This window comes from Streptococcus sp. 1004_SSPC (assembly GCF_001069025.1).
GTDB classification, from domain to species: Bacteria; Bacillota; Bacilli; order Lactobacillales; family Streptococcaceae; genus Streptococcus; species Streptococcus vestibularis.
The window spans coordinates 39,133-54,057 of record NZ_JWGQ01000089.1; the positions used below are offsets into that span (position 1 = coordinate 39,133).

At 35.1% G+C, this 14,925-nt stretch carries 8 protein-coding genes; all 8 read left to right on the plus strand.

Annotation, left to right across the window (positions count from 1 at the left end; translation table 11 throughout):
- Positions 1 to 167 precede the first annotated feature (167 nt).
- The gene (locus ADF62_RS07020) at positions 168 to 437 is read left to right on the plus strand and encodes a hypothetical protein (RefSeq protein ID WP_048788453.1); all 270 of its coding nucleotides are present in this window, start codon (positions 168 to 170) and stop codon (positions 435 to 437) included.
- 117 nt (positions 438 to 554) lie between these two features.
- Positions 555 to 791, plus strand: a complete 237-nt coding sequence (locus tag ADF62_RS07025; RefSeq protein WP_048788454.1) for a hypothetical protein — start codon at positions 555 to 557, stop codon at positions 789 to 791.
- Positions 792 to 1,320: 529 nt separating this feature from the next.
- A complete protein-coding gene (locus ADF62_RS07030; RefSeq protein ID WP_048788455.1) occupies positions 1,321 to 2,313 on the plus strand; it encodes an ABC transporter ATP-binding protein in 993 nt (330 codons plus the stop codon).
- Position 2,314: 1 nt separating this feature from the next.
- Complete coding sequence (locus tag ADF62_RS07035) at positions 2,315 to 3,133, plus strand: ABC transporter permease (protein WP_048788456.1); 819 nt, start codon at positions 2,315 to 2,317, stop codon at positions 3,131 to 3,133.
- Position 3,134: 1 nt separating this feature from the next.
- Positions 3,135 to 3,920: an ABC transporter permease gene (locus tag ADF62_RS07040; RefSeq protein WP_048788457.1), complete on the plus strand. Its 786-nt coding sequence runs from the start codon at positions 3,135 to 3,137 to the stop codon at positions 3,918 to 3,920.
- Between the two features lie 739 nt (positions 3,921 to 4,659).
- Positions 4,660 to 11,157: a S8 family peptidase gene (locus ADF62_RS07050; protein WP_048788458.1), complete on the plus strand. Its 6,498-nt coding sequence runs from the start codon at positions 4,660 to 4,662 to the stop codon at positions 11,155 to 11,157.
- 9 nt (positions 11,158 to 11,166) lie between these two features.
- Positions 11,167 to 11,541, plus strand: a complete 375-nt coding sequence (locus tag ADF62_RS11785; RefSeq protein ID WP_338131585.1) for a hypothetical protein — start codon at positions 11,167 to 11,169, stop codon at positions 11,539 to 11,541.
- 197 nt (positions 11,542 to 11,738) lie between these two features.
- On the plus strand, positions 11,739 to 14,807 hold the full coding sequence (locus tag ADF62_RS07060; RefSeq protein WP_048788460.1) for an SIALI-17 repeat-containing surface protein: 3,069 nt from the start codon (positions 11,739 to 11,741) through the stop codon (positions 14,805 to 14,807).
- The last annotated feature ends 118 nt before the right edge of the window (positions 14,808 to 14,925 follow it).

Sequence of the window (14,925 nt, forward strand, 5' to 3'; positions counted from 1 at the left end):
TACGTTTTATACGTACTTTTTTTGTTGTATTGTTTAAAAGTATAAAACAGATGGACAATGATGTATTTAAGGTACTTGTATTGTGTATTTCTAATGATAAAATATAGTTATAAATAAATAATGCAAAACAAAAGTACAGCATTTATTACCAAAAGGAGGAAAGCAAAATGTCTAAAATTAGAAAGATTATTTATAGAAACAAAATGAAACTAATGGAGAATAGACACTCAACAAAAGGTATTTACTGTCATGGAGCTAAAAAAAATAAAATAGTTTATGAGACTAATGCCAAAGCGCTTCGTGCAGTTATGTTGTGTGAGGATCAAACCATTCGTACTTATTATTGTCATTATTGTGCAGGATTTCATACAACCTCAAGACCTGAACATAATGAATTAGATGATTTGTATTTATTTGCTAGAGTATATGTTTGTTAATAGTTAACGCTGATAATGAACATAGACAGGGAAAACACATCTTTTTAGTGTGAAGTGTTGAAATACATTCAATAGCTGAGAACTAAGAAAATTTATTTTAGAGGGAGAGTAATTATCATGAATCTTGTTGTATTATTTGCTATATTTTCAGTATTAAACTATTTGGTCGCAGGAATCTTTCTTTATATGAAATTAAGAGAAAATCGACGGCGTAAAGAGATTGAAAAAGAAATCGAAAAGTTTGAAGCTCGAAGAAAGATATATTTAGCCATTTTGGAAGATGACGAGGATGCATTGTTAGCTATTATGAAGAATGACAAAGAGTTATTGTTAGATGTGATAAATGAACTTTAATATATTTTTTCGTTTTTTAGATGAAGACTTTCATCTTTTCCATAGCTTGGTTCTAAAGCTTACAACTACTTGAAGCAATTGTTCAAAGGAATTTTTATCATTGTGTAAAGTTATGATTTATATTCACAGAACTCAAAAAAGTAATTATTCCAAATTCTTTTTAGATTGTCTATCATTAAGTCACCATATGGTGGCTTTTTTGTGGTTTATAATCTATCTAAACATTCACAAGCAAAGAATGAGAGAAGTTGAAATGAGCCTCTACAGGAATATGTAGAGGCTTTGATGAATTATTGAATTGTGTCATTTTGTTTAGTGAATTAGACGGGTGGTTTTGTTTTTTTAAAATATCAAAACTATTTTCTCTTTTGTGAGAATAATACTTGGTTTCCTTTTTTAACTGTTTTATAATAGAGTCATACTGAGGCCTTCTGGTGTGAGAAAGATGGCAGATTTTAGGAGATGAGAAATCGGCTTTTTGTGTTTAGATGACAAGATTTGTTGATTTTTTTACGATAGGGAGATAGATATGGCAATGATAGAAGTGAGGCATCTTCAGAAAAATTTTGTGAAGACTGTTAAGGAACCGGGCTTGAAGGGTGCTTTGCGATCCTTTATTCATCCTGAAAAACAGACCTTTGAAGCGGTCAAGGATTTGACTTTTGAGGTACCAAAGGGGCAGATTTTAGGCTTTATCGGTGCTAATGGTGCTGGGAAGTCGACAACCATTAAAATGCTGACAGGAATTTTAAAACCGACATCTGGTTTTTGTCGGATTAATGGCAAGATTCCCCAGGATAATCGTCAAGATTATGTCAAGGATATAGGAGTGGTCTTCGGACAACGTACCCAGCTATGGTGGGATTTGGCATTGCAAGAGACCTACACGGTTTTAAAAGAAATTTACGATGTTCCAGACTCGCTCTTCCATAAGCGCATGGACTTTTTGAATGAAGTCTTGGATTTGAAGGACTTTATCAAGGACCCCGTTCGAACTCTTTCACTAGGTCAACGGATGCGGGCGGATATTGCGGCTTCCTTGCTTCACAATCCCAAGGTTCTCTTTTTGGATGAACCGACTATTGGTTTGGACGTTTCGGTCAAGGATAACATTCGTCGAGCCATTACCCAGATCAATCAGGAGGAAGAAACAACCATTCTCTTGACCACTCACGATCTGAGCGACATTGAGCAACTGTGTGATCGGATTTTTATGATTGACAAGGGGCAGGAGATTTTTGATGGAACGGTGAGACAGCTCAAGGAAACCTTTGGCAAGATGAAGACTCTTTCTTTTGAACTGGTGCCAGGTCAAAGTCATCTAGTTTCTCACTATGAAGGCCTGCCTGATATGACCGTTGATAGACAAGGAAATAGCCTCAATATTGAATTCGATAGTTCACGTTACCAGTCAGCTGACATTATCAAGCAAACCCTGTCTGATTTTGAAATTCGCGATTTGAAGATGGTAGATACGGATATCGAGGATATTATCCGCCGCTTCTATCGAAAGGAGCTCTAAGATGACCAAATTGTGGAGACGTTATAAACCCTTTATCAATGCAGGTGTTCAGGAGTTGATCACCTACCGAGTCAACTTTATTCTTTATCGGATTGGGGATGTTATGGGGGCTTTTGTGGCCTTTTATCTCTGGAAGGCTGTCTTTGATTCCTCGCAGGAGTCCTTGATTCAGGGCTTCAGTATGGCAGATATTACCCTCTACATCATCATGAGTTTTGTGACTAATCTTTTGACCAGGTCTGATAGCTCCTTTATGATTGGGGAGGAGGTCAAGGATGGCTCTATTATCATGCGATTGTTGCGACCAGTGCATTTTGCGGCTTCTTACCTCTTTACTGAGCTTGGTTCCAAGTGGTTGATTTTTATCTCTGTTGGCCTTCCATTTTTAAGTGTCATTGTTTTGATGAAAATCTTATCTGGGCAAGGTATTGTAGAAGTGCTGGGCTTAACTGTCCTTTACCTCTTTAGTTTAACGCTCGCCTACCTGATTAACTTTTTCTTTAATATCTGTTTTGGTTTTTCAGCCTTTGTATTTAAAAATCTTTGGGGATCAAATCTCCTCAAGAATTCCTTGGTGGCTTTTATGTCTGGAAGTTTGATTCCCTTGGCTTTCTTTCCAAAGGTTGTTTCAGATATTCTGTCCTTCCTGCCTTTTTCATCCTTGATTTATACTCCGGTCATGATCATTGTTAAGAAATACGATGCCAGTCAGATTTTTCAAGCGCTTTTACTCCAGTTCTTCTGGCTTATAGTGATGGTGGGCTTGTCTCAGTTGATTTGGAAACGAGTCCAGTCATTTATCACCATTCAAGGAGGATAGTATGAAAAAATATCAACGCATGCATCTAATTTTTATCAGACAATACATCAAGCAAATCATGGAGTACAAGGTCGATTTTGTGGTTGGTGTCTTGGGAGTCTTTCTGACTCAAGGCTTGAACCTCCTGTTTCTCAATGTCATCTTTCAACATATTCCATCTCTAGAAGGTTGGACTTTTCAAGAAATTGCCTTTATCTATGGATTTTCCTTGATTCCCAAGGGATTGGACCATCTCTTGTTTGACAATCTCTGGGCTTTAGGTCAACGACTAGTCCGAAAAGGGGAGTTTGACAAGTACCTAACTCGTCCTATCAATCCTCTCTTTCACATCCTCGTAGAGACCTTTCAGATTGATGCTTTGGGCGAACTTTTAGTCGGTTGCATTCTATTGGGGACAACAGTATCAAGCATTGCTTGGACGCTTCCCAAATTTCTACTTTTTCTAGTCTGTATTCCTTTTGCGACCTTGATTTATACTTCCTTGAAAATCGCGACAGCAAGTGTTGCTTTTTGGACCAAGCAGTCAGGTGCTATGATTTATATTTTTTATATGTTCAATGATTTTGCCAAGTACCCGATATCTATTTACAATTCGCTCCTTCGTTGGTTGATCAGTTTTATCGTGCCTTTCGCCTTTACGGCTTATTATCCAGCTAGCTATTTCTTGCAGGGCAAGAATGTAATCTTTAACATCGGAGGTTTGATTTTGATTTCCCTTATCTTTTTTGGTATTTCCCTTAAACTCTGGGGCAGGGGCTTGGATTCTTATGAAAGTGCTGGGTCTTAAGATGAAGAAACTCAAAGCCTTGTCTGAGGACAGGCTTTTTCTAATAGAGATGGAAATTCCTTGACATCTATTCTCAGAGTGCCACACTGTAAGTGTAATCGCCGATTTAGCTCAGTTGGTAGAGCAAGGCACTCGTAAAGCCTAGGTTATAGGTAGATAAACGACTGAGGATTTGAAAAAATAGATATGTAGAAGATAACCGTTAAGTCTTATTCTTAGCGGTTTTTTATATTGTTTAATAGCGCTGATATTTCATTAATGATGTTTGACTTTGTGATGTTGCCAGTGCTTTAAGTTGATTGCTACTATTTTTGATGGTGTGAATGTTCTGATAATGTACCCCAGCTAACTAAGAAAGTTGTTGACTCAATATTTTTAATTGGTATAAAAAAATAAATTAATGTATGTTAATTTTTCTTGACTTACATTTTTTAAATGATATACTATTTTTTTGGAGAGCTAACAATTATATATAAATGTACTACTCTATTTCCTAGATAATACTTATACTCGATGAAAATCAAATAGCAAACTAGAAAACTATCCGCAGGTTGCTCAAAGCACTGCTTTGAGGTTGTAGATAGAACTAACGAAGTCAGTAACCATACATACGCTAAGACGACGTTGACGCGGTTTGAAGCGATCTCCGAAGAGTATTAGTAAAACTTTTTATAACAAATGCTAGCAAAGTTAAAGTTTACTATCTATTGGAAGTTAAATAAATATGTAAGGAATTGAAATGAAAAAAAGTACAGTATTGTCATTAACCACAGCTGCAGTTATTTTAGCAGCATATGTCCCTAATGAGGTAATCCTAGCAGATACACCTAGTTCTGAAGATTCCTTAAAAATATCTGATAAAGAAACAGTAATAGATAAACAAAACGAAAACAAAGAAAACCTTGAAGATATTCATAATGTTATAGAAACTTCAAAGGATACTGAAGAAAAGAAAACAACAATTGTTGAGGAAAAAGAAGTTGTTAGTAAAAATCCTGTGATAGACAATAACACTAGCAATGAAGAAGCAAAAATCAAAGAAGAAAATTCCAATCAATCCCAAGGAGATAAAGCGGACTCGTCTGCAAGTAAAGACCCAGAAAGTCCCCAAAAAAAGGATAAACTTGTCTATATTGCTGAATTTAAAGATAAAGAATCTGGAGAAAAAGCAATCAAGGAGCTATCAAATCTTAAGAATACAAAAGTTTTATATACTTATGATAGAATTTTTAACGGTAGCGCTATTGAAACAACCAAAGATACTCTGGACAAAATTAAACTAATAGAAGGTATTTCATCGGTTGAAAGGTCACAAAAAGTCCAACCTATGATGAATCATGCTAGAAAAGAAATTGGAGTTGAAGAGGCAATCGATTACCTAAAATCTATCAATGCACCATTTGGGAAAAACTTTGATGGTAGAGGTATGGTCATTTCAAATATCGATACGGGAACGGATTATAGGCATAAGGCCATGAGGATTGATGATGACGCTAAAAGCTCAATGAGATTTAAAAAAGAAGACTTAAAAGGTACTGATAAAAATTTCTGGTTGAGTGATAAAATTCCTCATGCTTTCAATTATTATAATGGTGGTAAAATTACTGTAGAAAAAGCTGATGATGGAAGCGATTTTTTTGATCCACATGGGATGCATATTGCAGGGATTCTTGCGGGAAATGATACTGAAAAAGATATTAAAAACTTTAACGGAATAGATGGAATTGCTCCTAATGCACAGATTTTCTCTTATAAAATGTACTCTGACGCAGGATCTGGCTTCGCAGGAGATGAAACAATGTTTCATGCTATTGAAGATTCGATCAAACACAATGTCGATGTTGTTTCGATATCATCTGGCTTTACAGGAACAGGTCTTGTAGGTGAGAAATATTGGCAAGCTATTAGAGCATTAAGAAAAGCAGGCATTCCAATGGTTGTAGCTACGGGTAACTATGCGACTTCTGCTTCAAGTTCTTCATGGGATTTAGTGGCAAATAATAATCTGAAAATGACCGACACTGGAAATGTAACACGAACTGCAGCACATGAAGATGCGATAGCAGTCGCATCCGCTAAAAATCAAACAGTTGAGTTTGATAAAGTTAACATAGGTGGAGAAAGTTTTAAATACAGAAATATAGGTGCCTTTTTCGATAAAAATAAAATTATAACAAATGAAGATGGATCAAAAGCTCCTAGTAAATTAAAATTTGTATATATAGGCAAGGGTCAAGACCAAGATTTGATAGGATTGGATCTTAGAGGCAAAATTGCAGTAATGGATAGAATTTATACAAAGGAGTTAAAAAATGCTTTTAAACGTGCAACGGATAAGGGTGCACGTGGCATTATGGTTGTAAATACTGTAAATTACTACAATAGAGATAATTGGACAGAGCTTCCAGCTATGGGATATGAGGAGGATGAAGGAACTACTAGTCAAGTTTTTTCAATTTCAGGAGATGATGGTGTAAAGTTATGGAACATGATTAACCCTGATAAAAAAACTGAGGTTAAAAGGAATAATAAAGAAGATTTTAAAGATAAATTGGAGCAATACTATCCAATTGATATGGCAAGCTATAATTCTAATAAACCAAATGTAGGTGACGAAAAAGAGATTGACTTTAAGTTTGCACCTGACACAGACAAAGAACTGTATAAAGAAGAGATCATCGTTCCAGCAGGGTCCACATCTTGGGGGCCAAGAATAGATTTACTTTTAAAACCGGATGTTTCAGCACCCGGTAAAAATATTAAATCCACTCTCAATGTCATTAATGGGAAATCAACTTATGGTTATATGTCAGGGACTAGTATGGCAGCTCCAATCGTGGCAGCTTCTACTGTTTTGATTAGACCAAAATTAAAGGAAATGCTTGAAAGACCTGTGTTGAAAAATCTTAAGGGAGATGACAAAATAGATCTTACAAGTCTTACAAAAATAGCCCTACAAAATACTGCACGCCCTATGATGGATGCAACTTCTTGGAAAGAAAAAAGTCAATACTTTGCATCACCTAGACAACAGGGAGCAGGGCTAATTAATGTTGCCAATGCTTTGAGAAATGAAGTCGTAGCTACTTTTAAAAACACGGATTCTAAAGGTTTGGTAAACTCTTATGGTTCTATTTCTCTTAAAGAAATAAAAGGAGATAAAAAATACTTTACAATTAAGCTTCACAATACATCAAACAGACCTTTAACCTTTAAAGTTTCAGCATCAGCGATAACTACAGATGCTCTAACTGATAGACTAAAACTGGATGAAACATACAAAGATGAAAAATCTCCAGATGGTAAGCAAATTGTTCCAGAAATCCACCCAGAAAAAATCAAAGGAGCAAATATCACATTTGAGCATGACACCTTCACTATAAGCCCAAATTCTAGCTTTGATTTGAATGCGGTTATAAACGTTGGAGAGGCTAAAAACAAAAATAAATTTGTAGAATCATTTATTCATTTTGAGTCAGTGGAAGAAATGGAAGCTCTAAACTCTAACGGGAAGAAAACAAACTTCCAACCTTCTTTATCGATGCCTCTAATGGGATTTGCTGGGAATTGGAACCATGAACCAATCCTTGATAAATGGGCCTGGGAAGAAGGTTCAAAATCAAAAACAATGGAAGGTTATGATGATGATGGTAAACCAAAAATTCCAGGAACCTTAAATAAGGGAATTGGTGGAGAACATGGTATAGATAAATTTAATCCAGCAGGAGTTATACAAAATAGAAAAGATAAAAATACAACATCTCTAGATCAAAATCCAGAATTATTTGCTTTCAATAACGAAGGGATCAACGCACCATCATCAAGTGGTTCTAATATTGCTAAAATTTATCCTTTAGATTCAAATGGAAATCCTCAAGATGCTCAACTTGAGAGAGGATTAACCCCTTCTCCACTTGTATTAAGAAGTGCAGAAGAAGGAATGATTTCAATAGTAAATACAAATAAAGAGGGAGAAAATCAAAAAGACTTAAAAGTCATTTCGAGAGAACACTTTATTAAAGGAATTTTAAATTCTAAGAGAAATGATGCAAAGGGAATCAAATCTTCAAAACTAAAAGTTTGGGGTGACTTGAAGTGGGATGGACTCATCTATAACCCTAGAGGTAGAGAAGAAAATGCACCAGAAAGTAAGAATAACCAAGATCCTGCTACTAAGATAAGAGGTCAATTTGAACCAATTGCGGAAGGTCAATATTTCTATAAATTTAAATATAGATTAACTAAAGATTACCCATGGCAGGTTTCCTATATTCCAGTAAAAATTGATAACACAGCCCCTAAGATTGTTTCGGTTGATTTTTCAAATCCTGAAAAAATTAAGCTGATCACAAAGGATACTTATCACAAGGTAAAAGATCAATACAAGAATGAAACTCTATTTGCGAGAGATCAAAAAGAACATCCTGAAAAATTTGACGAGATTGCAAACGAAGTTTGGTATGCCGGTGCCGCTCTGGTTAATGAAGATGGAGAAGTTGAGAAAAATCTTGAAGTAACTTACGCAGGTGAGGGTCAAGGACGAAATAGGAAACTTGACAAAGACGGAAATACCATTTATGAAATTAATGGTGCAGGAGATTTAAGAGGAAAAATCATTGAAGTCATTGCACTAGATGGTTCTAGCAATTTCACAAAGATTCATAGAATTAAATTTGCTGATCATGCTGATGAAAAGGGGATGATTTCCTATTATCTAGTAGATCCTGATCAAGATTCATCTAAATACCAAAAGCTTGGAGAAATTCCTGAATCTAAATTTAAGAATTTAAAAAGTGTTAAAGATGATAGCCTAAACAAAGAGACAACTGAAGTAGAACATCATCAAGAAAATGAAGAGTCTATCGAAGAAAAATCTAGCTTGACTATTCATAAAACGATTTCAACAATTAGAGAGTTTGAAAGTAAAGACTTAAAGAAACTCATTAAAAAGAAATTTAGAGAAGTTGATGACTTTACAAGTGAAACTGGTAAGAGGACAGAAGAATACGATTATAAATACGATGATAAGGGAAATATCATTGCTTATGACGATGGTAGCGCCTTAGAATATGAAACTGAAAAACTTGATGAAATCAAATCAAAAATTTATGGTGTTCTAAGCCCGTCTAAAGATGGACACTTTGAAATTCTTGGAAAGATAAGTAATGTTTCTAAAAATGCCAAGGTATATTATGGTAATAAATATAAATCGATAGAAATCAAAACGACCAAGTATGATTCCCACTCAAAAACGATGACATTTGATTTATACGCTAATATTAATGATATTGTGGATGGATTAGCTTTTTCAGGAGATATGAGATTCTTTGTGAAAGATGATGATCAGATAAAATCTGAAACTAAAATTAGAATGCCTGAAAAAAATAAGGAAACTAAGACAGAATATCCGTATGCATCAAGTTATGGGAATGTAATAGAATTAGGAGAAGGAGATCTTTCAAAAAACAAACCAAACAATTTAACGGACATGGAATCTGGTAAAATCTATTCTGATTCAGAAAAACAACAATATCTGTTAAAAGATAACATTATTCTAAGAAAAGGCTATGCACTAAAAGTGACTACCTATAATCCTGGAAAAACGGATATGTTAGAAGGAAATGGAGTCTATAACAAGGAAGATATAGCAAAAATCCAAAAGACCAATCCTAATCTAAGAGTCCTTTCAGAAAAAATAATTTATGCTGATAGTAGAAATGTTGAAGATGGAAGAAGTACTCAATCCGTATTAATGTCGGCTTTAGACGGCTTTAACATTGTAAAATATCAAGTGTTTACCTTTAAAATGAACGATAAAGGGGAGGCAATCGATAAAGATGGAAATCTTGTAACAGATCCTTCTAAACTGGTATTATTTGGTAAGGATGGTAAAGAGTACACTGGAGAGGATAAGTCCAATGTAGAGGCTATAAAAGAAGATGGCTCTACGTTATTTATTGATGCAAAACCAGTAAACCTTTCAATGGACAAGAACTACTTTAATCCATCTAAATCTAATAAAATTTATGTACGAAATCCAGAATTTTATTTAAGAGGTAAGATTTCTGATAAGGGTGGTTTTAACTGGGAGTTGAGAGTTAATGAATCGGTTGTAGATAATTATTTAATCTACGGAGATTTACACATTGATAACACTAGAGATTTTAATATTAAGCTTAATGTTAAAGACGGTGACATCATGGACTGGGGAATGAAAGACTATAAAGCAAACGGATTCCCAGATAAGGTAACAGATATGGATGGAAATGTTTATCTTCAAACTGGCTATAGCGATTTGAATGCGAAAGCGGTTGGAGTACACTATCAATTTTTATATGATAATGTTAAACCAGAAGTAAACATTGATCCTAAGGGAAATACTAGTATTGAATATGCTGACGGAAAATCTGTAGTCTTTAATATCAATGATAAAAGAAATAATGGATTCGATGGTGAGATTCAAGACAAACATATTTATGTAAATGGAAAAGAATATAAATCATTTGATGATATTAAACAACTAACAGATAAGACACTAAACATTAAGATTGTTGTAAAAGATTTTGCAAGAAATACAACCGTAAAAGAATTCATTTTAAACAAAGATACGGGAGAGGTAAGCGAACTAAAACCTCATACGGTAACTGTGACCATTCAAAATGGAAAAGAAATGAGTTCAACGATAGTGTCGGAAGAAGATTTCATTTTACCTGTCTATAAGGGTGAATTAGAAAAAGGATATCAATTTGATGGCTGGGAAATTTCTGGTGTCGAAGGGAAAAAAGACGCTGGCTATGTTATTAATGTATCAAAAGATACCCTTATAAAACCTGTATTCAAGAAAATAGAGGAGAAAAAGGAGGAGGAAAATAAACCTACTTTTGATGTATCGAAAAAGAAAGATAACGTGCAAGCAAATCATAGTCAGTTAGATGAAAATTACAAAAAGGAGGATTTACAAAGAGAAAATCATTCACACAAATCTGATTCAACTAAGGATGTCACAGCTACAGTTCCTGATGAAAATGATAAAAACTTTGAAAATAAGAAGGAAGTTTATCTTAATGAACCAGAGAACATAGATAATAAACATACCAATATTGATAGTAAATCAACTACTAACAATGATAGGTTGCCAAAAACCGGAACAGTTAGTGAAGTCTTCATGTCATTAGTTGCCGGAATAATGTTTACCTTAGGTGCGTTTCTTGGATTAAAGAAAAAAGATCAAGATTAAGACAAAGCTATAGATGAAAAAGATGGTGTTAAAAAGTTAGGCTTTGTAAAAGTTGCTGATAAGACTTATTATTTTGTAGAAGATGGTGAGAAGAAAACTGGTTTTGTTAAAATCGATGATAAAACTTACTATGTCAAAGAAGGTGTTCGTCTAACGGGTGATATTACTGTTGATGAGAAACATTATTTCTCTAAAGAAGATGGAATGAAAACTGGTTGGTTGAAACAAGGTGGTAGTTGGTATTATCTTGATAATTCAGGCGCTATGAAGACCGGTTGGTTCCAAGTAGATGGTAAATGGTACTATGCTTATAGTTCAGGAGCCCTTGCAGTAAGCACTACAATCAATGGTTATACAGTAAATGCCAACGGTGAGTGGGTTTAAAAGTGTAAAATTTACCATCGAAAATGTAAATAATGAAAAGAAAGCTTATAAAACGGGCTTTCTTTTTCTGCTATGAGAGGTGTATTTGAAAATTAACATAAGTATATAATTGTATAAATAAAATAACTATTACTTGATTATCTTTTTAGAAAGCGTTATAATGAGCCTGAATATGATTTTATGAAAGGGATTTCAAAATGAATAGAAAGAAAATCATTTTAACAAGCTTGGCTAGTGTAGCTGTTTTAGGTGCTGCGCTTGCTGCATCTCAACCGTCAGTTGTAAAAGCTGATGATTCTACTAATACAGCAACTAATACTGCTACTACTCCAGCTCGACCAGCAGCTACTCAGCCTGCCGAAACTGGAGCTACTGACACTTCTAAATCAGAAGTGACAAGTCCAGAGATTAAAGAAGCTGAAGCTGACGCTAAAGCTAAAGAAGAAAAAGTTACTGAAGCTCAAGCAAAAGTAGACACAACTACTACTGCAGCTAACGAAGCAAACACTAAACTAGAAGCTGAGACAAAAGAAGCTGCTGATGCTGAAGTCGCAAAAACTGAAGCTGAAAAAGCTAAAAAAACTGCTGACGATGAATTAGCTGCTGCTAAAGAACAAGCTGCTGAAGCTGACGCTAAAGCTAAAGAAGAAGCTAAAAAAGAAGAAGATGCTAAGAAAGAAGAAGCTGATTCTAAAGATGCTCTATCAAAAGCTTTAGATCAATTAGAAGAATCAATCGCAAATGATCCAAAAATTACTAATAAAGAAGCTGCTAAAAAAGCTGCTAAAGAATTAGTTGACAAAGAAGGATTATTAAAAGCTATTGAATCTGGTGATTTAAAAGCTGGTGATCTTCTTAAAGAATTAGAAAACGACAGTAATACTGCTGGTAATACATCAACAACTCCAGCTGAAGCTAAATCTAAAGATCAACTTCCAGAAGACGTTAAAGCTGGAATCGAAAAAGCTGAAAAAGCAGATGCTGCTCGTCCAGCATCAGAAAAACTTCAAGATAAAGCTGATGATTTAGGTGAAAATGTTGATGCGCTTAAAGAAGATGCTGATGCATTAAAAGCTGAAGAAGATAAAAAAGCGGAAGTTCTTAAAAAACAAGAAGATACATTAAAAGAAGCCAAAGAAGCATTAAAATCAGCTCAAGATAATGGTTCTGATGCTGAAATCGTTGCTTCATTAGAGAAAGCTGTTAAAGCTATCGAAAAAGCTAAAGATGCTGCACAAGATGCATTCGATAAAGCTGCTTCTGATACTCAAGCTTACGCTGAAGAACTTAACAAACTTACTGATGAGTACAACAAAACTCTAGAAGAAGTAAAAGCTGCTAAAGAAAAAGAAGCTAGCGAACCAGCTAAGCCAAAAGAAGAAGAACCAGCTAAACCAGCAGAAAAAACAGAAGCTGAAAAAGCTGCTGAAGCCAAAGCAGAAGCGGATGCTAAGGTTGCTGAATTAGAGAAAAAAGTTGCTGAAGAAGCTAAAAAAGTTGAAGAAGCTACAGCTAAAGCTACTAAAGAAGCTGAAGATGTAAAAGCTGCTCAAACTAAAAAAGATGAAGCCGATAAAGCTAAAGCTGACGCAGAAGCTGAATTGACTAAAGCCAAAGCAGAAGCAGACAAAGCTAAAGCAAAAGTTGAAGAACTTAAAAAAGAAGAATCTGAAACTAGAACTGCTCTTAAAGATGCATTAGATCAATTTGAAAAAGATATCGATGCTGATGCTAATATTACAAATAAAGAAGAAGCTAAAAAAGCATTAGGTAAAGAAGATATTTTAGCTTCAGTTGAAAAAGGAGACTTAACTGCAGGAGATGTTCTTAAAGAATTAGAAAATCAAAATGCGACTGCTGAAGCTAATAAAAATCAAGATCCTCAAGCTGACGAAATCGGTGCTACAAAACAAGAAGGTAAAGATCTATCTGAGCTTCCAGCTGCTGATAAAGAAAAATTAGACGCTGCTTACAACAAAGAAGCTTCTAAACCAATCGTTAAAAAACTTCAAGATATCGCTGATGATATAGCTGAAAAAATTGAAAAATTAACTAAAGTAGCTGATAAAGATAAAGCTGATGCTACTGAAAAAGCTAAAGCAGTAGAAGAAAAAAATGCTACATTAGATAAACAAAAAGAAACTTTAGAAAAAGCTAAAGCTGCTCTTGAAACAGCTAAGAAAAATAATGCTGAACAATCTATCCAAGATGGATTACAAGATGCTGTAACTAGATTAGAAGCTGCTGTTGCTTCTGCTAAAACTGCCGCTGATGAAGCTCAAGCTAAATTCGACGAAGTTAACGAAGCAGTAAAAGCTTACAAAGATGCAATTGATGAACTAACTGACGATTACAACGCAACTTTAGGTTATATCGAAAACTTAAAAGAAGTTCCTAAAGGCGAAGAACCTAAAGACTTCAGAGGTGGCGTAAATGATGATGAAGCAACTACTGAGCCTGCTAAGGAAGCGGATGAGGTTCCAACGGTTCCTAATGCTCCAGAATTCAATGGTGGGGTAAATCCTGCTGATGCTCCAACAGCTGAAGAAAAACCTGAATTCACAGGTGGAGTAAACGATGAAGAAGCGCCCACAACACCAGCAACTCCAGAGTTCAATGGTGGAGTAAATGATGACAATGCTCCTACCCAACCTAATAATCCAGAATTCAACGGCGGAGTGAATGATACAACACCTCCAACTGAGCCAGCTAAACCAGAAGGTGAAGCACCAGCAGAAAATAAGATAGAATCTTCAAAAGGTGAACCTCTTATTCAACCTGAACTTCCTGAGTTCAAAGGTGGAGCAAATTTTGTAGAAGCTGCTGTTAACGAAGTTCCAGAGTTCAACGGAGGTGTGAATGCTGCTGAAGCAGCTACTACTGAAGAAAAACCTGAGTTTGATTTATCAAAATTAAATGAAGGTAAATTACCTGAATCAAATAAAGAAAATCCAGCGCCATCAAGACCTGAAAAAACAGCTCCTGATTTCCCAATCCCAGCTAAAGTTGGAACACCTGGAAATTCACCGCGTGAAAATTCTGATACTACAGCTGTGAAAGCAGAAGATAAGAAAGAACTTCCTAACACTGGTTCTGTAAATGCTGGCGAAACATCTGTTGGCTCACGTGTGGCTAAAGATGCAAATAAATTGCCATCAACTGGTGACGAATCTTCAATTCTCACTACTGTGGGTATGGCAATAATGTCTTTATTTGGTATCCTATATATCGGAAAACACCGTAAAAATACAAATAAAGAAGTGTAAATTGTAAATAATAAACGATCTAGTTTAAATCGGCTTCTTGTCAACTGTAGTGGGTGACGAAAAGCTAACATCTTGAGAGGACCGGATAGGTCCTCTTTTTATGTATGTTTAGAGTGAT

Excerpts from the sequence above, each read along its gene's own strand:
- ADF62_RS07025 (WP_048788454.1), top strand. The coding sequence starts at position 555 with ATGAATCTTGTTGTATTATTTGCTATATTTTCAGTATTAAACTATTTG.
- ADF62_RS07030 (WP_048788455.1), top strand. The coding sequence starts at position 1,321 with ATGGCAATGATAGAAGTGAGGCATCTTCAGAAAAATTTTGTGAAGACT.
- ADF62_RS07060 (WP_048788460.1), top strand. The coding sequence starts at position 11,739 with ATGAATAGAAAGAAAATCATTTTAACAAGCTTGGCTAGTGTAGCTGTT.
- ADF62_RS07050 (WP_048788458.1), top strand. The coding sequence starts at position 4,660 with ATGAAAAAAAGTACAGTATTGTCATTAACCACAGCTGCAGTTATTTTA.
- ADF62_RS07040 (WP_048788457.1), top strand. The coding sequence starts at position 3,135 with ATGAAAAAATATCAACGCATGCATCTAATTTTTATCAGACAATACATC.
- ADF62_RS07020 (WP_048788453.1), top strand. The coding sequence starts at position 168 with ATGTCTAAAATTAGAAAGATTATTTATAGAAACAAAATGAAACTAATG.
- ADF62_RS07035 (WP_048788456.1), top strand. The coding sequence starts at position 2,315 with ATGACCAAATTGTGGAGACGTTATAAACCCTTTATCAATGCAGGTGTT.